General features: G+C 70.2%; 15 protein-coding genes and 1 pseudogene. 4 read left to right on the forward strand and 12 right to left on the reverse strand.

The annotated features are described in order from the left end of the window. Both DVH02_RS02750 and DVH02_RS02755 read left to right on the forward strand, forming a co-directional pair. Nucleotides 1-1,087 (forward strand): glycoside hydrolase family 36 protein (locus tag DVH02_RS02750; protein ID WP_147285989.1); only part of this gene is annotated, 1,087 nt, incomplete at its 5' end. A 128-nt stretch (nt 1,088-1,215) separates the two neighbouring features. Continuing rightward, nucleotides 1,216-3,657: a family 43 glycosylhydrolase gene (locus tag DVH02_RS02755; RefSeq protein WP_233518003.1), complete on the forward strand. Its 2,442-nt coding sequence runs from the start codon at nt 1,216-1,218 to the stop codon at nt 3,655-3,657. Between the two features lie 41 nt (nt 3,658-3,698). On the opposite strand, the gene DVH02_RS02760 is transcribed toward DVH02_RS02755, so the two are convergent. From DVH02_RS02760 to DVH02_RS02770, 3 genes and pseudogenes are all read right to left on the reverse strand, one after another. Continuing rightward, entirely contained in the window at nt 3,699-4,514 is an 816-nt protein-coding gene (locus DVH02_RS02760) for an ABC transporter permease (RefSeq protein WP_114622049.1), read from the reverse strand. 143 nt (nt 4,515-4,657) lie between these two features. Then, entirely contained in the window at nt 4,658-4,825 is a 168-nt protein-coding gene (locus DVH02_RS02765) for a hypothetical protein (RefSeq protein ID WP_267899035.1), read from the reverse strand. A 7-nt stretch (nt 4,826-4,832) separates the two neighbouring features. Next, a pseudogene (locus DVH02_RS02770) lies at nt 4,833-5,908 on the reverse strand (extracellular solute-binding protein). A 148-nt stretch (nt 5,909-6,056) separates the two neighbouring features. Between DVH02_RS02770 and DVH02_RS02775 the strand changes: the two are divergent. Continuing rightward, the gene (locus DVH02_RS02775) at nt 6,057-6,767 is read left to right on the forward strand and encodes a PDC sensor domain-containing protein (protein ID WP_114622050.1); all 711 of its coding nucleotides are present in this window, start codon (nt 6,057-6,059) and stop codon (nt 6,765-6,767) included. On the opposite strand, the gene DVH02_RS02780 is transcribed toward DVH02_RS02775, so the two are convergent. Further along, the gene (locus DVH02_RS02780; protein ID WP_233518004.1) at nt 6,768-7,760 is read right to left on the reverse strand and encodes a LacI family DNA-binding transcriptional regulator; all 993 of its coding nucleotides are present in this window, start codon (nt 7,758-7,760) and stop codon (nt 6,768-6,770) included. It abuts the gene before it with no gap. Nucleotides 7,761-8,146: 386 nt separating this feature from the next. Between DVH02_RS02780 and DVH02_RS02785 the strand changes: the two genes are divergently transcribed. Further along, nucleotides 8,147-10,573 (forward strand): glycosyl hydrolase family 95 catalytic domain-containing protein, encoded by a 2,427-nt coding sequence (locus tag DVH02_RS02785; protein ID WP_114622052.1) that lies wholly within the window; start codon nt 8,147-8,149, stop codon nt 10,571-10,573. An 83-nt stretch (nt 10,574-10,656) separates the two neighbouring features. Here the strand turns inward: DVH02_RS02785 and DVH02_RS02790 are convergent, their stop codons facing one another. From DVH02_RS02790 to DVH02_RS02825, 8 genes are all read right to left on the reverse strand, one after another. Next, entirely contained in the window at nt 10,657-12,330 is a 1,674-nt protein-coding gene (locus DVH02_RS02790; RefSeq protein ID WP_233518005.1) for an extracellular solute-binding protein, read from the reverse strand. Between the two features lie 65 nt (nt 12,331-12,395). Continuing rightward, on the reverse strand, nt 12,396-13,418 hold the full coding sequence (locus DVH02_RS02795) for a carbohydrate ABC transporter permease (RefSeq protein WP_114622053.1): 1,023 nt from the start codon (nt 13,416-13,418) through the stop codon (nt 12,396-12,398). Continuing rightward, nucleotides 13,415-14,326 carry an ABC transporter permease gene (locus tag DVH02_RS02800; protein WP_114622054.1) on the reverse strand — a complete coding sequence of 304 codons (912 nt, stop codon included), beginning with the start codon at nt 14,324-14,326 and terminating at the stop codon, nt 13,415-13,417. The genes DVH02_RS02795 and DVH02_RS02800 overlap by 4 nt, the downstream gene beginning before the upstream one ends. Nucleotides 14,327-14,591: 265 nt before the next feature. Further along, on the reverse strand, nt 14,592-17,132 hold the full coding sequence (locus tag DVH02_RS02805) for a glycoside hydrolase family 2 protein (protein ID WP_114622055.1): 2,541 nt from the start codon (nt 17,130-17,132) through the stop codon (nt 14,592-14,594). A gap of 176 nt (nt 17,133-17,308) precedes the next feature. Beyond that, on the reverse strand, nt 17,309-18,211 hold the full coding sequence (locus tag DVH02_RS02810) for a trypsin-like serine peptidase (RefSeq protein ID WP_114622056.1): 903 nt from the start codon (nt 18,209-18,211) through the stop codon (nt 17,309-17,311). A gap of 243 nt (nt 18,212-18,454) precedes the next feature. Next, on the reverse strand, nt 18,455-18,712 hold the full coding sequence (locus DVH02_RS02815) for a hypothetical protein (RefSeq protein WP_147285990.1): 258 nt from the start codon (nt 18,710-18,712) through the stop codon (nt 18,455-18,457). 65 nt (nt 18,713-18,777) lie between these two features. Continuing rightward, nucleotides 18,778-19,413: a histidine phosphatase family protein gene (locus tag DVH02_RS02820; protein WP_114622058.1), complete on the reverse strand. Its 636-nt coding sequence runs from the start codon at nt 19,411-19,413 to the stop codon at nt 18,778-18,780. Next, entirely contained in the window at nt 19,410-20,864 is a 1,455-nt protein-coding gene (locus DVH02_RS02825) for an FGGY-family carbohydrate kinase (RefSeq protein ID WP_114622076.1), read from the reverse strand. Before DVH02_RS02825 ends, DVH02_RS02820 begins: the two co-directional genes overlap by 4 nt. Nucleotides 20,865-21,273 lie beyond the last annotated feature (409 nt).

Here is a 21,273-nt window from a genome sequence, read left to right on the forward strand (position 1 = left end):
AGGACCGCCCGGATGCCGCCGCTTCCCCGGCGGCGGCATCCGGGCGGTCCTCGACCACATCCGCTCGCGCGGCATGGTCCCCGGGCTCTGGCTGGAGCCCGAGGTCATCGGGGTGCGCAGCCCCCTGGCCACCACCCTGCCCGCCGGGGCGTTCTTCCAGCGCGACGGCGTCCGGATCACCGAACGGGGCAGGCACCAGCTGGATCTGCGCCATCCGGCGGCCCGCGCTCATCTCGACGCGACGCTGGAGCGGATCGTGGGCGAGTGGGGCGTCGGCTATCTCAAACTCGACTACAACATCAGTGTGTCGCCGGGCACCCTGGCCCCCGGCGACCTGTCGCCCGGCGGCGGCCTCCTCGGTCACGCCCGCGCCTATCTGGACTGGCTGTCCGCCGCGCTGGACCGCTACCCGGACCTGGTCGTCGAGAACTGCGCGTCCGGCGGGATGCGCATGGACGGGGCGTCGCTCGCCGTCGCCCAGCTCCAGTCCACCAGCGACCAGCAGGACCCGCTGCACTACCCGCCGATCGCCGCCTCCGCCCCGACGGCGGTCCCGCCAGAACAGGGCGCGGTCTGGGCCTACCCGCAGCCGGAGTTCGGCCCGGACGAGATCGCGTTCACCCTGGGGGGCGCGCTGCTCGGCCGGATCCATCTCTCCGGCCATCTGGACCACATGTCCCCGGCCCAACTCGCCCTGGTACGGGAGGCGATCGCCGTGTACAAGTCCGTACGGGCCGACCTGCCAGGTGCCGTCCCGTTCTGGCCGCTGGGCCTGCCGGGGTGGACCGACGCGTGGTGCGCGCTGGGGCTCCGGGCGGGCGACACCTCGTACGTCTCCCTCTGGCGCCGGGACGGGGCCGCGGGCCGGGTCCTGCCCGTACCGCATCTGGCGGGCCGTGACGTGCACGCCGAGATCCTCCACCCGGCTGCCGCGGCGGGCACGGTGGAGTGGCGGGCCGAGGGCGCGGAACTCCATGTCGAACTGGAGCCGCGCACCCCGGCCTGCCTGCTCGTACGGCTGACCGCGGGCGACCGCGAGAACGCGTCGAAAAGTTTCGGCACGGGCCGGTCCACGCAGGATGGTTGACGCCACCTCCAACAACTGACAACACTTCGGGACGGCAGTTCCAACAGGAACGCGCAATACCCCACAGGATCCCTCCCGGGAGGAACTCCATGCGCCCCCGCACCGCACGAAGAACCTTCGTTCCCCTGTTGTCACTGTTCCTGAGTCTGCTCGCCGTCCCCGGCGGACCGGCACACGCCGAGTCCGCCGGGAGCGACGACCGGTCCGCCACCCGGCTCGCCGCCGAGGGGATCACACTCCACGGTCTCGACAACGTACGCGGCCATCTGACCCTGCCGACCACCGGCGACCACGCGACCACCGTCAGCTGGCGGTCCGACCGGCCGAAGGTCATCGGCGCGACCGGGCTCGTCCACCGCCCCCGGCACGGCGCGGGCCCGGCGCGCGTCAAGCTCACCGCGACGGTCACCCGCGGCAAGGCGCGCACCACCCGGGTGTTCCCGGCCACCGTGACCGAACTGCCGGTGAAGCAGGACTACACCGGCTACGCGTTCACCTACTTCACCGGGGACAGCGCCGCCGACAGCGAGCAGATCAGGATGGCGCTCAGCCGGGGCAACGACCCGCTGCACTGGCGGGAGTTGAACGGCGGCAAGCCCGTACTCAGCTCGGAGCTGGGCACCAAGGGGCTGCGCGATCCGTTCATCATCCGCTCCCCCGAGGGCGACAAGTTCTACCAGATCGCCACCGATCTCAGGATCTACGGCAACGGAAACTGGGACCAGGTGCAGCGCACCGGCAGCAAGTCGATCATGGTGTGGGAGTCCACGGACCTGGTGAACTGGACCGACCAGCGGCTGGTGAAGGTCGCCCCCGACACGGCGGGCAACACCTGGGCCCCCGAGGCGTACTACGACGCGTCGCTGAACGCGTACGTGGTCTTCTGGGCGTCGAAGATCTACGCCGACGACGACCCGCGGCACACCGGCTCCACGTACAACAAGATGCTGTACGCCACCACCAGGGACTTCCGCACCTTCAGCGAGCCCGAGGTGTGGAGCGACCCCGGCTACTCGGTGATCGACTCGACCGTGATCAGCCACAACGGCAGCTACTACCGCTTCACGAAGGACGAGCGGAACGCCTCCTCGACCACCCCCTGCTCGAAGTTCATCACGGCGGAGAAGTCCACCGACCTGCGCTCGACGTCCTACGACTTCGTCGCCGACTGCATCGGCAAGGGCTCGATCAGCCAGGGCGAGGGACCGACGGTCTTCAAATCCAACACCGAGGAGAAGTGGTACCTGTTCATCGACGAGTTCGGCGGACGCGGCTACATCCCCTTCGAGACCACCGACCTCGACTCGGGCAAGTGGACCATGTCGGAGAACTTCGAACTCCCGGTGAACCCCCGGCACGGCACCGTACTGCCGGTGACGGCCGCCGAGTACGAGCGGCTGCTCGGCGCCTACGCGGCCACGGCGTCGATCGCCGATGCCACGGTGCCGGGCCTCAAGGCGTACGCGATGGTCGACGAGGCGGCGGCGAAGATCACCCTGCCGCTGGATCCCGGCACCGAACTGGACACGCTGGCACCGGCGTTCAGCCTGAGGGCGGGGGCGAGGATCAGCCCGGCCTCGGGCACCCGGCGCGACTTCCGCACCCCGCGGACATACACCGTGACAGCGGCGGACGGGACCAGCAGGGCTTGGACCGTGACGGCGCTGCACATGCGCAGCCCGGTGCTGCCGGGTCTCACCGCCGACCCGGACATCCACTACTTCGACGGCCGCTACTACCTGTATCCGACCACCGACGGCTTCGAGGGCTGGGGCGGCACCCGGTTCAGCGCCTACTCCTCGGCCGATCTGGTGAACTGGCGGGACCACGGGGTGATTCTGGACCTGGGGCCCGATGTGAGCTGGGCCGACAACAACGCCTGGGCACCGGCGGCGGCGGAACGGGACGGGAAGTACTACTTCTACTTCTGCGCCGAGCAGCAGATCGGGGTGGCGGTGGCGGACAGCCCGGCCGGCCCGTTCACGGACGGCCTGGGCAAACCGCTGGTCGGCAAGGGCCAGTTCGGCGGCCAGATGATCGACCCGGCGGTGTTCACCGACGATGACGGCACGTCATATCTCTACTGGGGCAACGGCCAGGCGTATGTGGTGCCGCTGAACGAGGACATGGTCTCCTTCGACACGGCGAAGGTGAAGCAGATCACTCCCGACAACTTCCGTGAGGGCTCCTTCGTCGTCAAGCGCGCGGGCACGTACTACTTCATGTGGTCGGAGGACGACACCCGCAGCGAGAACTACCAGGTCGCGTACGCCACGGGGCCGTCCCCGCTCGGCCCGTGGACCAAGCACGGGGTGATCCTCTCCAAGCGCCTCGACCAGGGCATCAAGGGCACAGGACACCACTCGGTGGTGCAGGTCCCCGGCAAGGACGAGTGGTACATCGCGTACCACCGCTTCGCGGTTCCCGGCCCGGCCAAGCCGCGCGGGGACGGCATGCACCGGGAGACCACGGTGGACCGGATGACGTTCGCGGCGAACGGGGACATCGAGACGGTGGTACCGACCCTGGAGTCGGTCGCACCGCTCGGGGCGCCCGCCACTCGGCACTGACGTGACGTCAGCTACGGCTGAACGTCAGATACGGCTGAACGTCAGATACGGCTGCTCGCCGCGGTGTCGGACGACATCCGCTGGGCCAGATAGATCGGGATCACGGAGAGCAGGACCAGGACGGCGGCGACCACGTTGACCACCGGCGCCTGCTGGGGCCGGGCCATGTTGGAGAAGATCCAGACCGGGAGGGTCTGGATGCCCGGCCCCGCCGTGAACGTGGTCACCACGATCTCGTCGAAGGAGAGCGCGAAGGCGAGCAGCCCACCGGCCACCAGGGCGGACCGCACCAGCGGGAAGGTGATGTCGACGAAGGTACGGAAGGTGTGCGCGCCCAGGTCCATGGCGGCCTCCTCGTACGATCCCGGCATCCGGCGCAGCCGGGCGATCACGTTGTTGAAGACCACCACGATGCAGAAGGTGGCGTGGCCGACGATGACCGTGAACATCCCGAGGCCCACCCCGAGCGGTTCGAGCACCGTGTTGAAGGCGGTGTTGAGCGCCACACCGGTGATGATGCCGGGCAGCGCGATCGGCAGTACGACCACGAAGGAGATGGTTTCCCGGCCGAAGAAGCGGTAGCGCTGGACGGCGAAGGCGATGAGTGTGCCGAGCACCAGCGCGATGGCGGTGGCGCCCGCTCCCGCCTTGAGGGAGGTGAGGAGCGCCTCGCGGGCGCCGGTGCTGTGCCAGGCGTCGGCCCACCAGTGGAAGGTGAGTCCGGGCGGCGGCCATCCGGAACTGCGGTCCGGGTTGAGGGAGTTGACCAGGACCAGCAGCAGCGGGACATAGATGACCGCGAAGCCGAGCCCGGCGGCGATGCGCAGGGTGACGCGCGCGGAGCGGGAGAGATTCATCGAGGGGTCCTTGGCTCGCTGTGGGGACGGTCGGCGGGGGGCGGTCGGCCGGGGGGCGGTCGCGGCGTACGGTCGCGCGCGGGACGGTCAGAGGCTGCTGAGGGCTCCGGTGCGCCGTACCGCCAGCAGGTAGCACACGATGATCACCACCAGAACGCGGAGACGAACAGCGCGGCGAGCGAGCCGAGATAGGCCAGCACGCGCCAGAGCAGTGGAGCGGTGAGCAGCAGGGACAGTTGCGGCCGGGGACGGCGGTGCAGGGTCCCGGCGAGCCGCCGGACGAATCCGGCGGCCGGCACGGTGTCGGTCATCTGTCGCTCAGCCCTTGATCCCGGTCCATGCCTGGACCCACTTGGCGTACGGCACACACGGGGTGTCCGTGCGGCCGTCGACGCACTGCGCGATCGGCGTGGTCCAGAAGTGGACCTGCTTCCAGTACGCCTCGTCGGCGGCGTGGAAGGTGGCGCAGTGGTTCTTGTCCGCGGTCACGTAGCACGACTTGACGTTGGACGGCGCCTCGCCGAAGTACTCGGCGACCTGTGCGGTCACCTTCGGAGAGATGATCCAGTCCATCCACTGGTAGGCGCAGTTGGGGTGCTTGGCCTTGGCGGAGAGCATCCAGGTGTCCGACCAGCCGGTGGCGCCCTCCTTTGGCAGGACGGCCTCGACGGGGATCTTCTCGGCCTGTGCGGTGTTCAGGATGACCTGCCGGCTGGTGCCGATGACCGAGTCACCGCTCTTGAAGGCCAAGACCTCCTTGAGGTAGTCGCTCCAGTACTCGCCGCTGCTGGCGTTCTGCTTCTTCACCAGGCCGACGGAGGCGTCGAACTGCTTCTGGTCGAGGGCGTACGGGTTCGTGATGCCCAGCGCCGGCCGCGTCTTCATCAGGTACAGCTCGGCGTCCGCGATATAGATCGGGGAGTCGTAGGAGACGCCCTTGACGGTGTTCCACGGCTGGTCCTTCAGACCGGCGAACACGTCCTTGTAGTTCGGCACGAGTTGGGTGGTGACGGGCGCGGCGTCCCCTGCGGCGATGAGGCGCAGCGCGGCGTCCCCGGAGGCGGAGACGGCATCGTACTGGCCCGTCTTCATCAGGGAGACCATCTCGTCCGAGGAAGCGGCGGTCTTCGTGTTGACCTGACAGCCGGTCTTCTTCTCGAAGCCGGTGACCCAGTCGACACTCGGGTCGTTGGAGCCGTCCTCGGCGTAACCGGCCCAGGCGATGAGGTTCACCGCGCCCTCGGAGGTGCCGAGTGTGGTCTGTGCCGTGAGGTCAGGGGGGGGTTCAGCACGCCGTCGGCCGAGGTCGATCCGGAGTCGGACGAGCCGCAGGCGGTGGCGAGGAGCAGGGCGCCGACGGCTGCCGTTGCCTTGATCGAGGTGGATATGCGCACGGAGATCTCCACTGAGGGGGGACGGGGGCTGAGACAGGGCGTGCGGGTGAAGCTGTGGGAATCGGGGTTCAGCGCGCTTCCGGAACCCGGAAGTTGTGGCGGTGGTGCCACTGGAGCGGCCGTTCTTGACGAGGCCACCGCCGCCCAGGTGACGGACCGGGTCCGCGACACCCTGGAGAGGACCTTCGAGGCGGTGGCGGAGACCGGGGCGGACGCCGTGGCGCTCCTCACTGCCGCCGCCGCGTCGGGACGACCGCCCACCACGGCCGATCTGGCGGCGCTGCGGCCCGGGTCGCGCACCCGGCTCCAACAGCCGGGACTGCTCTCGGGCATGGGGTTCGTCGCGGCCCCCGGGCTGCTCGGGGACGTACCGACGTGGCTCGAATGGTGGCAGAGCGGCGCGGACGGCGAGGTGCGCCCGCTGCTGCTCGATCTCGACCCCGCGCACTCGGCGCGCTCCGACTACACCCACTGGGACTGGTACGCGCTGGCCCGCGACACCGGCCGGCGGACGGTCGCGGGGCCGTATGTGGACTACCTCTGCTCCGAGGAGTACGCGATGACCCTGTCGGTGCCGGTGACGGTGGGGGGCCGTTTCACCGGGGTGGCCGCCGCTGATGTCTATCTGCCGCGCTTCGAGGCCGCGGTCCTGCCGGTGATGCAGCGCCTGCCGGGACCGGCCTGCCTGGTCAACGCGCGCGGCCGGGTGGCCGTTTCGACGGACGCCCGCCGCCTGGGCGGATCCCTCGTCAAGGGCCCGGACTTCGGGGCGGTACGGGGCGAACGCGCCGTCGCGCACGGGGCGTTGCGGCTGACCCCGTACGGCGGGATCCCGCTCGTCCTGGTGACGGCCGGCTGATCAGCGGACCGGCGCGGAGCTGGCGCGGACCTGGACCCCGGGGTCCAGGAGGGTCACCCCGGGCGGCGCGGGCCCGCCCCCGGTGAGCGTGCGCAGCAGGAGCGCGGTCGCCTCCTGGGCCATCCGCCGCTTCGGGAGGGCCACCGTGGTCAGCGGCGGATGGGCGTGCGCGGCCTGCGGGATGTCGTCGATCCCGACGACGGAGATGTCCTCGGGCACCCGCAGTCCGTACCGCCGCACCGACGCCATCACACCGAGGGCCAGCGCGTCGGTGGACGCGACAACGGCCGTCGGGCGGGCGCCGGCCCGCAGGGCGGCCAGGGTCACCTCGTAGCCGTCCTCGGGCGTCGTCCCGGGGGCCGCGAGTACGGACGTGTCGGGGACGCCGAGGCCGTCCTCGGCGAAGGCCCGCCTGACGCCTTGCACCCGGACGCGGTGCGCGGGGAGGTCGGCGACCGTCAGCAGGCGCTGGTGGCCCAGGTCCCGGAGGTGACGGCCCGCCAGGTATCCGGCCCGCTCGTAGTCGATGGTGACGACGGGCAGGGTGTCCGGCGGGTCGATCTCCCAGGCGCACAGGACGACCGGCAGACCGCATTCGCCCAGCAGCCGCAGGTCCTCGCTCAGATCGAAGTCGTCGGCCACCAGCAGCGCGTCCACGGACCGGCTGGAGAGGGACGACAGATGCCGCCGGGCGCGCTTCTCGTCGCCTCGGGTCGTGGCCATCAGCAGGTGATAGCCACGCCGTTCGAGCTGGGCCTCCACCTCCTCGACCACCTCCGAGTAGAAGGGGTTGCCGACCGTGGGCACGATGAGTCCGACGGTCATGGTCGTGCCGGTGGCCAGGCTCCGGGCGATCAGGTTCGGGGTGTAGCCCAGTTCGGCGATGGCCGCCTCCACCCTGGCCCTGGTTCCCTCGCTGACCACCACGCGGCCGCGGACCACGTTCGACACGGTCTGTTTGGTGACACCAGCGCGCACGGCGACGTCACGCATGGTGACCACTGATCGTCACCACCTCTCTTTTGACCGGTCAAAACCCTTGCGGCGCCGCACGCTAACAGCGGGCCGCGAACGCAGTCAAGACACTTCCGACGCCGCCACTCGGGCCGGTCGGCCGGGGGCCTCAGGACCCATCGTGCGAGTCATCCCATGTCTCGGAAAGAAGCAGCTCAGACAGCCCCCGCAGCATGCGGGCGAACCGCCACCCCTCCCCCGTCAATCGCGCGCTTTGGCAGCCGCACTCCTCCCCCTCTGGACAACTCGACGGGTAGCCGCATTGAATTCATCCGATGTCTTCCGGTCGGATCCGGCGAAGATCTCCTTCCTCGCCGACCGAACACCGCACCCACCCCGCGACCACGCGCAAGGATTCCTCAGCCATGAAGCACAGCAGCGCCCGCACGCATGCCGCACAGCTCCCACCCCATGTCACTCTCCCCGACCGGGGAATCCACGACACCGTCCCCGCCGCGTCGTGGACCGACGGCTTCCTCACGGGCAACGGCGAGTACGGGGCCGTCTCGTACGGCGATCCGGCCCTGGAGAGGACCGTCCTCAACCACCACCGCCTCGTCCTGCCGAACGGCACCCGCGACATCACCCCGCCCGTACTCGCCGGACGCCTGGCGGCGGTCCGTGACAAGGCGCTGGCCGGGGACTACGCGGGCGCCAACCGCGACTTCGCCGAGGGCTGGGACCTGCGCTGGACCCAGACGTACCATCCCGCGTACGAACTCCGCTTCCACGCACCGGACATGGCGGAGTACGACCGGTACATCAGGATCACCGACTTCCGCACCGGCGAGACGTCCTCCACCTGGACGGACGGCCACGGCACCTGGACCCGCCGGGCCTTCGCCTCCCGCGCGGACCGGGTCGTCGTCCACGAACTGACCCCGGCCCCCGGCCGCACACTCGACGTCGTCCTGAGCGTCCACACAGCGCTCGACGCCGACGAGGGCATCCACACCGCCCGCGACGGCCTGCACACCGGTATGGACTTCACCACCCTGGCCACGGCGGACGACGGCACCGGCCTGCTGAACCTCCGCGCCACCTACCCGTCGGGCCTGGGCGCGTACGGCTACGAGGGCGTCACCCGGGCCGTACCCACCGGCGGTGCGATACGCGCCCAGGGCACCGCGCTCGTCGTCACCGGGGCGGACCGGCTCACCCTGCTCACCGCGCTGGACCGCTACGAGACCGCCACCGCCCGGGACGCTCTGCCCCTGCACACCGCGCTGGCCGCCCTGCCCGCCGACTACACCGCGCTGCTGGCCCGGCACACCGCCCTCCACACCGAACTGTACGACCGGTCCCGTCTCGACCTGAACGTCCCCGAGGAAGAACGACACCTGTCCACCACCGAGTTGGTGGAGCGTCAGAACCGCGACCGGAGTGTGATCGACCTCGCCCTCCTGGAGCGGCTCTACGACTCGGGCCGCTACCTCTTCCTCAGCTCCAGCGGAGTGCTGCCGCCCCGGCTGACCGGTATCTGGACCGGCTCGTGGACCGGCGCCTGGGCCGCCGACTTCACCACGGACGCCAATGTGAACCTCCAGGTCGCGGGCGGCAGCATCCTGGACCTGGCCGAGGCCATGGAGGGCTACGTCGATCTCGTCCTCGGACAGCTCGCCCACTGGCGGACCAACGCCACGAACCTCTACGGCGCCCGCGGCTTCCTCGCCCCCTCCCGCACCGACGGCGAGTACGGGCACATGCTGCACTTCGACAACAGCGGCTTCCCCGGCCACTGCTGGACCGGCGGCGCCGACTGGCTCTTGCAGCCGCTGCTCGAATACCACGAGGTCACCGGCGACCACACCTTCCTGCGCGAGCGGCTGGGCCCGGCCCTGCTGGAACTGGCCCTGTTCTACGAGGACTTCCTCAGCCGCCGGGACGCCGACGGCAAGGTGGTGTTCGTGCCGTCCTTCTCCATGGAGAACGCGCCCGCCAGCACCGGCCAGCACTTCGCCGTCAACGCCACCGGCGACATCAGCGCGGCCCGGCACGCGCTCACGGCCGCAGTCGACGCGGCACACGCCCTCGGAGCCGAACAGGGTCCGGGCGAGGGCGTCGAGCGCTGGACCGCGCTGCTGGCTGACCTGCCCCCGTACACCGTCAACGCCGACGGCGCCCTCGCCGAATGGTCCTGGCCCGGCCTCACCGACCGCTACGACCACCGCCATGTCCACCATCTCTACGGCGCCTGGCCGCTGACCGAGATCACCCCCGAGGAGCGGCCCGACCTCGTGGGTCCGGCGCTCCGGGCGCTCGAACTGCGCGGCGACGAGAACGTCTCCGCGCACGGCAGCCTGCACCGCGCCCTGGCCGCCGCCCGGCTCAAGGACGGCGCCAAGGTCTACGACAACCTCCGGAAGATCCTCGGCGGCAACATGGTCTTCCGGTCGCTGATGACCTCCCACAACCCCGATCTGGACATCTACAACGCGGATGCCGCCCACGCGCTGCCCGCCGTCCTGGCCGAGGCGCTGATCTGCACCAGGCCAGGCGTCCTGGAGATCCTCCCCGCGCTGCCCGAGCAGCTGGCCGAGGGCGGGATCACCGGCGTACGGGGACGGAACAGGGTCCGCGTGCACAGCCTTCGCTGGAGCCTGCCCGACCGCAGGGCCACCCTGACCGTCACCTCGGAGACGGACCAGGATCTCGCGCTGATCAGCCGCCGCGGCATCACGTCCGTGACCGGCGGCGCGCCCCTCGCGCCCAGCGCCCTCGGTCCGCACGCGAGGGAGCTGTCCCTGACCGCCGGCCGGCGGACCGAGATCGTGGTGTCGCTGCCCGCCTGACACCGTCCTCCCGTACGGCGCGAACGTGCGGGGGCCGGTGGCGTACCCGCTACGCCACCGGCCCCCGCCCCATGCGCCGCCCGCTACGAACGGGACGCGTCGTACGCCTCCTGCTGGATCTGGAGGTAGCGCTTGAGCCCCAGCTTGTCCAGTCCGCTCAGATAGGAGTCCCAGTCGGAGTCGAGGGACTTCTTCCCGGTGATGAACTGCACCGTGTTCTGCTGGATGTAGCTGCCGATGTTGGTCTGGAGCGTGCCGAGTTCACTGGCCTCGGCGGGGGCGATCCACAGCCTCCCGGAGGGGAAGGTCTCCGTCTTGCCCTCGTGCCCCTCATAGAGCTTGGTGGCTTCGAACAGCCGCCGCTCGTATCCGTCGGGGGACTTCGGGTCGGCGGCCACCGCCAGGGTGTTGCGGAACTCGGCGGTGTTGTCGTACTGCGCCAGCGGACCCCACGCGTCGTTGGTGGGATCACTCCTGACCGGTGTCCGGTACCGCGCCTTCAGGCTCTTGTCGAGGGCCACGTCGTCCTTGCCGGCCTCGACCCAGCCCTTGCCCTGCTCACCGAAGAGGCCGCCCAGTTCGCCCTCGTCGCTGAAGAGGTAGTTCAGCAGCTTGACGGCCTGGATCTGCTTCGTCTGTGACGCCTTGGTGGTCAGGACGAACGACACTCCGGACGCCGACGACGGGGGGTTGTGCGTGGTGTTGCTCTCGCCGTCCGGGCCGGTGAGCGGCGGCACCGCGTCGTAGTCCTTGTCGCGGCCGTCCTTCTGGTTGAGGGTGACGGCGATGCCGGGGTGCTGGACCGTCGCCGAACCCAGGATCACCCCGCCCGCGTTGTCGCCCTGCTTGCGCAGGGCGTCCGCGTTCTGGGTGAACACACTGCTGTCGATCAGGCCCTCGTCGTACAGGGACTTGATGTACTTCAGCCCGGCGCGCCAGCCCGCCTTGTTCCCCTGGATGTCGGCCTTGCCCTGGTTGAGGACGAGGGTGGGGTCGGTGGCGGGAGGGGTGGTGCCGAGCGGGGTGTAGACGAACGCGTTCATCAGGAACGGGATGACCGTGTCCGTGGTGTCCCCGCTCAGCGGGATCTCGTCGGCCTTGCCGTTTCCGTTGGGGTCCTTCGTCTTGAAGGCACGCAGAACAGCACGGAATTCCTCCGTGGTCCTGGGTGTCTTCAGGCCCAGCTTCTTCATCCAGGCGCTGTTGATCCAGAGCTTGCTCTGGTACGAGCAGTGGAAGCAGTCCAGCCACTGCGGGACCCCGTAGATCTTCCCGTCCGGGGCGGTGGCCATGGCCCGGTACTCGGGCCGGTCCCCGAACGCCCTCTTGACGTTGGGCGCGTACTGGTCGATCAGCGCGTTCAGGGGCTGGACGACGCCCTGGCCGGAGAGTTTGATCAGTTCGCTCTGGCTGAACTGGTCGACCCACGGGATCAGCAGATAGAGGTCCGGGTAGTCGCCGCCGGCCAGCGATATCTGGCGTTTCTCCTTGGCGGAGCCGCCGTCCCAGGTGGTCGTCTGCCAGTTGATGGTGATGTTGAACTTCTTCTTCACCAGCTGGGTGAACTTGTTGGTCTTGAGATCGATGTCCACGTTCTGCGGTGCGAAGACACTGAGTGTCACCGGCGGGTTGCCGGTGATCGTGGGCAGCGGCTTCGAGGGGTCGGTCCCGCCGGACGAGCCGCTGGTACAGGCCGCCAGTGTGGCGAGCAGTGTCCCGGTGGCCGCCAGTCGTGCGAACGGGCGTGGGTGAGGCATGCGTACGGTCCCTTCGGGTGACGGACTCGTGAGAAGGAGAAGCGCGGAATGCGCGGGCGGGGTGCTCAGCCCTTGACCGCGCCGATCATGATTCCCTTGGTGAAGTGGCGTGCCACGAAGGGGTAGATGACCAGCACGGGCACGCTCGCAATGACGATCAGGGAGTACTTGAGCAGATCGGCGAGCTGCTGGCGTTCGATCATGGCCGCGGCATCCGTGGCGCCGTTGGTGTTGGTGTTGAGGATGAGGATGTTCCGCAGCACCAGCTGAAGGGGGTAGAGATCGGCGTCCTTGAGGTAGAGCAGGGCGTCGAAGTAGGAGTTCCACTGGGTGATGGCGTACATCAGCGCCACCACCGCGATCATCGGCTTGGCCAGCGGCAGGACGACCTTCCACAGGAAGCGCAGGTCCCCGCAACCGTCCAACTGGGCAGCCTCGTACAGCTCGTCGGGAATCATGGTCCTGAAGTAGGTGCTGGCGATCACCACCTGCCAGACGCCGATCGCCTGCGGGACGACCATCGCCCAGCGCGTGTCGATCAGACCGAGTTGCTGGACCACGAGATACGTGGGGATCAGCCCGCCGGAGAACAGCATCGTGAGCAGGACGGCGCCCATGATCGGACCGCGCCCGAACAGCTCCTTGCGGGACAGCGGGTAGGCGATGGCGATCGTCAGCGTCACACTGATGAGCGTGCCGACGCCGGTGTAGAAGAACGAGTTGAGGAATCCGGTGATGATCGCCGGATCGCTCAGCGCGGTCCTGTAGCCGCGGAGGGTGAAGTCCACCGGCCAGAGGAACACCTGCCCGGACGACACGGCGATCGGGCTGCTGAACGAGCTGGCGACGATGTGCAGCAGCGGAAGCAGTACGACGGCCAGGAAGGTGCACAGCAGCAGGTAGGTGCAGAAGAGGAACATCCGGTCGACGCCGGTCTCCCGGGTCCGCGCGGCCCGGCGGCGGTGCCCCGGGAGCCGGAGGCCGGAGCCCGCGCGCCGACGGCCACGTACTGCCGTGTCGCCGGTGTGTCCGGCGGGCTCGGTGTCGCCGGTATCGGCGACGGGCGCCGTGATCAGTGGTTGGCTCATGACCAGACCCCGCTTCCGGTAAGCCTCTTGGCGATGAAGTTGACGAAGACGAGCAGGACGAGATTGACCACGGAGTTGAGGAGTCCGACGGCGGTCGCCTGGCTGAAGTCGGCGTTGATCAGACCGGTCTTGTAGACGTAGGTCGCGATGATCTCCGAGGAGCTGAGATTCAGTGGGTTCTGGAGCAGGAACGCCTTCTCGAAACCGATCGCCATGATGTTGCCGACGGCCAGCACGAGGATGATCACCGCGGTCGGCCGCAGACTCGGCAGGTCGATGTGCCAGATCTTCTGGAGCCGCGACGCCCCGTCCACCCGGGCCGCCTCGTACAACGACGGATCGACTCCGGCGAGCGTGGCCATATAGATCACGGCCGAGTAGCCGGCCGTCTGCCAGACGTCCGACCAGACGTAGATGTGCCGGAAGTAGTCCGGATCCGCGAGGAAGTCCACCTGTTTGACACCGAAGAAGCCGAGGCCCTGGCTGACCAGCCCGATCTTGGGCGAGAGGATCATGATCGTCATGGAGACGACGACCACCGTGGAGATGAAGTACGGCGCGTACGTCACCAGTTGCACGGTGCGTTTGAAGAATCCCTGCCGGATCTCGTTCAGCGCCAGGGCCAGCAGGATCGGGATCGGAAATCCCGCGATCACCGCGTAGAACGACAGGGTGAAGGTGTTACGGACGAGCGGCCAGAAGGCCGGGTTGTCCACGACGGCCTGGAAGTTGCGCAGGCCCACCCAGTCGCTGCCCCAGATGCCCTTGACGATGTTGTAGTCCTTGAAGGCGATGACGGCGTTCGTCATCGGGACGTACTTGAAGACCGCCAGATGGACGAGCGGCACGAGCATCAGCAGGTACAGCGTCCAGTGCCGGGCGAAACTCCGGCGCGCCCGGAGGCCCATGCCGGGCCGTGTGATCCCTCCGGGGCTCCCGCCCGCGCTCCGCGCGCGCGGTGGTTCCACTGTGCTGTCGTACCGCATCTGTTCACTCCCGGAGTCCCGTCGGCCCCGTGGTCCTGTTCAGCAGGAGGGGGCCGGACCGCCCTTGGCCCGCGCCACTATCGCTGTTTTGACCGGTCCAATCAAGAGTTTCGACCGGGTTAATTTTACCGGTCCAATCCCGGGCGGCCCTGGCCGCCCGGGTCTTGGCACCGTCAGAAGTCCGTGCTCACAGCCGTCCGAGCACCGAGAGCCCGGTGACGCCGGTGATCAGCCCCTCGGTGGGCAGGAGCCGGACCCGGACCTGGAGCGCGGTGATCCCGGCGACCTCCACCGTCCGGCTCCGCGAGGTGGACGGCCGCTCCCGCGCCGTCCGGTCGGCGATCACCGTCCAGGTCGTCCGGTCCGTGCTGGCCTCGACGACGAACCGGTGCGGGCCCGGTTCGGGGAAGACCACGTCCACCCGGCCGACCGTCACCAACCGCTCCAGGTCGACCGCCACCCATGGATCGTGGTCGTCGGGGCCGGGGGCCCAGTGGGTGGCCGGGGAGCCGTCGTTGACCCAGCGCGGGAGCACCCCGGGCGCGCTGCTGCTGGCCCGTGTCGGGTTGTCCCGGCCGAACCAGCTGGGCGCGGCCGCGGCGTCCGACGGCGCGGTGTGGGCCGCGCCGGGCGGCGCGGCCCGGTCCAGCGGCACCCCCGACGGCCCTTCGAAGGCCGGGCCGTCCACGGTCTCCACATCGAGCACCGCGTCGCCGAGGCCCGGCGAGGTGGCGCGGATCCGGGTCGTACCGGCGTGGTACGAGCGGAAGAACGCCGCGGCCCGGCCGTCCCGGACCACACACGCGCCCCGGGAGTCGTCTCCCGCCTCGGTGGCGGAGCCGAAGCGGATCCTGCGGCCGGTCGCGAACTCCCCCGGGCCGCTCTCGATCGTCAGTGTGACCGGAGCCGAGTTCGACACGGCGACTCCCCCGGCGTCCGCGAGGGTGACCGTGAGGTGCAGGTCGTCGGTGCCGTCGGAGCTTTCGAGCGTCGTACGGTCGGCGTCGAGCAGCAGCAGCCGGGGCTCGCCGGGCTCGGGCCTGACCGGCGGCGGTACGTTCCGGTAGGCGTCGCGGTACCAGTACCAGGACCGCTTCGGCAGCCGCGCGTAGTCGACGATGCCCATCGAGCCGAAGCGGCGTCCGGCGATGCTCCCGTGGTCGAAGCCGCACCAGATCACCTCACCGGAGCGCCACGGGTACCGCCAGGGGAAGGGGTCGTCCTCGGCCGGCCCGGCGCCCTCGGTGAGTTCGCCCCGGCCCGGACCGTAGGAACCCGGCCGGTCCTCCATCACCGAGCCGTACTCGGAGACGATGGAGGCCACTCCGGGGTCCGGGTACATCCAGGCGCCGTCGCCGTTGTACCCGGCGATATCGCCGATACGGTCGATCTCCCCGCGCTGTGCGCCACCGACCGCGGCGGGCCGGGTCGGATCCAGCGCGTGCGAGAGCGCGACGAGTTCACCGAGCAGCCGCCGCACCTCCGGCAGGACCTCCGGATCGCAGAAGAACGCCTCGTTGCCCATGCTCCAGGCCACCACGGACGGGCTGTTCCGGTTGATCCGGATCATCTCGGCGAGCTGTGTCCTCACACTGTTCTCGAACCCGGCCCGGTGTTGTCCGGCGACCGGGTAGGCGCCCCCGCTCCACGGGGAGTGGCCGCCGGGCCCCGTACCCCAGAAGACGCCCTCCGACCAGACGAGCAGGCCCAGTTCGTCGGCGTAGGTCGCGAACGCGGGGTCGTGCGGGTAGTGGGAACCGCGGACGAGGTCGAACCCGGCCTCCCCGATCAGCTCCAGGTCCCTGCGGATCGACCGGTTCGTGACGGCGTCGCCCCAACCGGCCTGGTCCTGATGGACGTTGGCGCCCAGCAGATAGCGGTGCGCGCCGTTGAGGAAGAACCCCCGGTCGGCGGTCCAGGCGAAGTGGCGGAAGCCGAACAGCGTCTCGTACCGGTCGGCGGTCTCCCCCCGCGGTGTGACGAGCAGCGAGACCGCCCGGTACAGCACGGGCGTCTCGGGGCTCCAGAGCCGCACGCCGGGGAGGACGCCGCTCGTCCGTGTCACCGTGGTGACACCGCTCGGCCACTCGGTCTCCTCCGACTCCAGGGTGGCGACGACGGTGTCGTCGGGGGCCAGGACACGAGTGATCAGCCGGGCACGGACCGGGCGCTCGCCCGCGTTGCGGACCTCCGTCTCCACACACACCGAGGGCTCGTCCCGGTCCAGCCCGGGTGTGGTGACACGGGTTCCGTACCAGTCCACGTGCAGCGGGCTCATGGTGTCGAGCCATACGTCCCGGTAGAGGCCCCCGGAGAAGGCGTGCTCGCCGGCCAGCGGAGCGATCTCGGGGTGCCAGGTGTTGTCCACGCGGACGGCCACGGAGTTGGCCCCCGGGCGCGCCAGGGCGCCGATGTCGACGGCGAATCCGGTGTACCCGCCCTCGTGGCGGCCGGCGAGCACCCCGTTGACGTAGATGTCGGCGGTCTGGAACGCGCCCTCGAAGTCCAGCCGGACCACACCGGACAGCTGCCGCTCGTCGAGCGTGAGTGTGCGGCGGTACCAGCCGGCGCCGATGTAGAAGGTCTGTTCCTGGAAGTACGGAAGGCTGAAGGAGTGCGGCAGGCCGACCTCCTGCCAGTGGGCGTCGTCGAAGTCCTCGCGCTGGGCTCCCGGGTGCTCACCGAGGGCGAAGCGCCAGGCGCGGTTGACAGTGCTCCGGTGTCGCACGGTGGCGGCTCCTGCGTGCTCAAAGGGATTTTTACCGGTAAAATCGCGGCGGGTGCGACCCTAGCCAGCGGTGGCGAGGAGCGTCAATACGCGGGAGGCGCCGCCGGGTGACCCGGCGGCGCCTCTGTACGGGTGCGGACCGCGGCCCCTTCGGGCCGTCGTGCGGGGGCTGCCCGTTACGGTTTCGGCAGGGTGCACCCCGTACGGGTCAGGTCGATCTGGCTGCCCGCGCCGACACAGGCCACGATGCCGTAGGTCTGCTGGGCGTAGTTGATGCCCTGGCGCACGGTGACCGTACCGTTCTCGGACACCTCGCAGGGGTTGTTGACGGTGCAGCGCGCGCCGTCCTCATTGCCGGTGTTGTTGACGGCGACGACCTTCCCGGTGGCGTCGTCGATCACGGGCGATCCCGAGGTGCCGCCGATCGTGTCGCAGGCGGAGGTGTAGCGGACGGAGTCCTTCCAGGTCCAGCTTCCCTCCTTCAGCTGATAGGCGAAGCCGTCGATGGAGCAGCTGTAGATGCGCTTCCAGTAGCCGGAGACCACCTTGATGGCGGTGCCCTGGGTGGGCCGTACGGAGTTCAGCTCCAGCGCCGATATTCCGTACGCGCTCTGTATCTGCGCGTAGGTGCTGGTGAGTTGGTACAGGGAGATGTCGGTGTCGGTCATCGTCCCGTACGCGATCTTGCTGGCGCGCAGCGTCGCGACTCCGGTCCCTGCGGAGTTCAGCAGGGTGAAGGTGCGGGTCGACGCCCGGTTGAGGATGACCTGTCCCGCGGCGGGGAAGCCGGTCTCCAGGCAGTGGCCGTTGGACAGGACGAGGGCGGGGTCGGTGGACAGGGATCCGGGCGTGCGGACGACGGAGCCGGAACAGTTGCTGAGCGCCACCGTGCCGGCGAAGTCGACGGCGGCGACGGCCTCCTGGGCCGGGAGCACCGCCGCGGCGGTTCGGGTGACGGTGGAGGTGGCGGTGGCGGTGGAGGTGGCGGCGTCCGCGTCGTGGCTGGTGGCCAACGCGGGTGCCGCGCCCGTGGCGAGGAGCAGGACGCCGAGGAGCGCGCCGAGAAGAGGCTTTCTCAATGTGGGTCCCCTCTGTGACCGAAGATCATTCGGTGTCTTGTCATGAGCATTGAGCATTGTTGACTCATGTACGTCAGGGGGCAACCACGCGTCGGCAACGCGAAGAGCGGGACACCGGGGCGGATCGTGGGGATCGCGCGCCCGGTGCCCCGCCGCGTCGAGCGGTGCGAGAAGGCCGAACAGGTCGAAGGGACTCCGGCTGGCCGACAGGCCCTACCGGCTCGTCGGGCCTTGCGGATAGAACTAGTTGAGCAGGTCGTTCCCGGCCTTCACCGCGTCGGATCCCGCCTGGACGGCGCTCTTGACGGCGCCGACCTTCTTGTTGACCTTGTCCCCGGCGACCGCGTCGAGCACCGGCTTGGCCTCCGTGCCGACGGCGACGGCGGTCTGCGCGGTGCTGTTCAGGGTGGATCCGAGGTCGCCGGGGGCGGCCAGGGCGGCGGGAGCGACGGCGGCGAGGAGCGCGGAACCGGCGGCTGCGGCGGTGAGAATGCGTTGCACGTTCATGATCCATACAACGAGCGGGAGCGCCCGAGGGCACGCCGTCCGGACCATTCGCGCGTGTTTCAGCCGGGTACGACCCGGGTGGTGGGGACGTTGTACGACATCAGCGAGGCCCGGCCTCCCGCCACCCGGACCTCGGTGACCGCGCAGTTCAGCGGCCGGGGGAAGACCCTGCGGTACTCGCCCGGCGGGATGGACAGCAGCCGGCACAGCACCAGGCGGAACAAGGTGCTGTGCGCGACCACCAGCACCCGGCCGCCCGGGTGACGTTCCGCCTCCCGGAGCAGCGCGGCCGTGCCCCGGGTCGCCGCCGCGCCCGGGTCCTCCCCGCCCGGCAGCGGGTGGGCCGCCGGATCGCGCAGGAACGCGGCGCAGCGCTCCGGATGCGTCCGGCGCATCTCGCCGAGGGTCTTCCCCTCGGCGAGCCCGAAGCCGAGTTCGGCCAGATCCGACTCCACCCGGGCCGCCAGCCCCGTCGCCAGGACGGCGGGCGCCGCCGTACGCCGGGCCCGTGACAGGGGCGAGGTCACGATCGCGTCCAGCCCGGCGCCCGCCGCCCACGCGCCGAGGTCCTGGGCCTGTTCGGCGCCGCGTGGTGTCAGGGCGATGTCGCTGACCCCGGCGTAGCGGTTCTCCTCGTGCCAGACGGTCTCGCCGTGGCGTGCCAGGAAGAGAGTGGTGCGCGTCGTGTCGGTCATCCGTGCTCCCGTGCGTGGGCGGCCGTCTCCCGGGGCAGCCAGCCGCGTTGTTCCAGTGCGTCGACCAGCGTGACGAAAGGCTCGGCGAACCGCGCCCCGACCCGTGGCCGGTGTTCCAGGACCGTACGGATACGCACCATGCCACGTGGCGGGCTCTCGCCCCGCACCCCCCTCGCGGCGAGGACCGCCATGCCCAGCGCGGAGTCGGTGTGCGCCGGGACCCTGGCGTTCCTGCCGAGGATGTCGGCGCGCAGCTGGTTCCAGTAGCCGCTGCGGGTGGCGCCGCCGGTGAAGGTGACAGGCCCCTCGACGGACGCGCCCAACTGGCGTACGTAGGAGAGCGCGAGCCGCTCGACGAGCGCGACGCCCTGGAGCAGCGCGGCGTAGCGGTCGGCGTCGTCGGCGGCCGTGCCGACGGTGAAGGCTTCCGCGTCGGCGGCCAGGAACGGGAAGCGTTCGCCGTGCGAGACCAGCGGGTAGGCCACGGCGCCCGCCGGTTCCCGGTGTGCGGCGAGCCGGTCGAGGTGCCCGAGGTCGGCGCCGGGGAAGGCCCGGGTCAGGGCGCCGGCGCCGACGCTGGAGGCGCCGCCCGGCAGCCAGTCGCCGCTGGGCGCGAGGTGGTTGTAGAGCACTCCCGCGGGGTCGTGCAGCGGGGTCGCGGTGACGCCCTTGAGGACGAGGGTGGTGCCGAGGACGGTGTTCCACTGGCCGACGTCCCAGGCGCCGGAGCCGAGCTGGGCCGCGCAGCCGTCGGTCATGCCCGCGACGACGGGGGTGCCCTCGGCGAGCCCGGTCAGGTCGGCCGCCGCGCCGCACACCGTACCGAGCGGTGTGCCGGGGGTCACGACGGGCGGGAAGCCGAGGCCGGACAGGCCCAGCCGCTCGTGCACGGCTTCGGGCCAGGCGTCGGCGGCCAGGTCGTAACCGGTCTTGAGGGCGTGGCTGGTGTCGGTCGGCACGGGGTGTCCCACCAGCCGGGAGGTGACGAAGTCCGCCTGGTGGCAGACGCGGGCGCCGGGCCACCCCGGCGGGTGTCCGTCCGTCGGGTTCCCGGCGAGCCAGAGCACTTTGGCGAGCGCCCAGGTCGGCTGGATCCGGTGGCCGAGCGCCCGCCACACCTCGGCGCCCGCGTCCTGGGCGCGCTCGGCCTGCGCTCCGGCTCGGCCGTCGTCGTACATCAGCGCGGGGGTGAGCGGCGCTCCCGAGGGGTCGGTGAGCAGGACGGTGCCGGAGGTGGAGCAGACCGCCACCCCGCGCACCCGGGAGGCGGGGAGTGTGCGCAGGGCCCGGGAGAGCGCGGTGACGGCGGCGTCCCACCAGTCGGGCGGGTGCTGTTCGTGCCGGTCGCCCTCGCGGTGGCCGGTGAGCGGGGCGTGGCCGCGCCCCATGACCAGGCCGTCGTCGGTGACCGCGAGGGCGCGCACGCTCTGGGTCCCAAGGTCGACGCCCATCCACACGTCCTGGTGGCGTGGGTCCTTCGCCGCGCCCGTGGTTCCCGGGGCCGCTTCGAGGTCCGCCTTGAAGTCCGTCACTGGTCCGCCTTCCCGTCGGCCGGCGGTCCCCACCTGGTTCGGCGCGCACCGCGTTCGCCCCCCCTTCTGATGACTTGTCACCGGCTCGGCTTTTCACACCCGCCCCCACACGTTCGGCCGGGTGCGTGACCGGAGTGCCGCGGCAGGGCGGATCGGCTGTCATGCCTGGTGGGGAACGTGTTACCGGGTTGTCGCGCGCTTCGGCCGAGGGGTTGACCGGTGCGCCTCGGTGGGGAACACTGCCGACGGTACATCAGAAAACTATGTTATATCCTCAGAACTTGATGTGACTGAGGTGCGGACAGGACCGGGGAATGCCAGACCGAGG

It is taken from the genome of Streptomyces corynorhini (assembly GCF_003346515.1).
Lineage (GTDB): Bacteria > Actinomycetota > Actinomycetes > Streptomycetales > Streptomycetaceae > Streptomyces > Streptomyces corynorhini.

What these genes read in the sequence shown, in the direction of transcription:
- DVH02_RS02780 (WP_233518004.1), bottom strand. Translation starts at nt 7,760, where the DNA reads ATGCGTGACGTCGCCGTGCGCGCTGGTGTCACCAAACAGACCGTGTCG.
- DVH02_RS02795 (WP_114622053.1), bottom strand. Translation starts at nt 13,418, where the DNA reads ATGAGCCAACCACTGATCACGGCGCCCGTCGCCGATACCGGCGACACC.
- DVH02_RS02765 (WP_267899035.1), bottom strand. Translation starts at nt 4,825, where the DNA reads ATGACCGACACCGTGCCGGCCGCCGGATTCGTCCGGCGGCTCGCCGGG.
- DVH02_RS02785 (WP_114622052.1), top strand. Translation starts at nt 8,147, where the DNA reads ATGAAGCACAGCAGCGCCCGCACGCATGCCGCACAGCTCCCACCCCAT.
- DVH02_RS02825 (WP_114622076.1), bottom strand. Translation starts at nt 20,864, where the DNA reads ATGGGCGTCGACCTTGGGACCCAGAGCGTGCGCGCCCTCGCGGTCACC.
- DVH02_RS02790 (WP_233518005.1), bottom strand. Translation starts at nt 12,330, where the DNA reads ATGCCTCACCCACGCCCGTTCGCACGACTGGCGGCCACCGGGACACTG.
- DVH02_RS02760 (WP_114622049.1), bottom strand. Translation starts at nt 4,514, where the DNA reads ATGAATCTCTCCCGCTCCGCGCGCGTCACCCTGCGCATCGCCGCCGGG.
- DVH02_RS02800 (WP_114622054.1), bottom strand. Translation starts at nt 14,326, where the DNA reads ATGGGCCTCCGGGCGCGCCGGAGTTTCGCCCGGCACTGGACGCTGTAC.
- DVH02_RS02820 (WP_114622058.1), bottom strand. Translation starts at nt 19,413, where the DNA reads ATGACCGACACGACGCGCACCACTCTCTTCCTGGCACGCCACGGCGAG.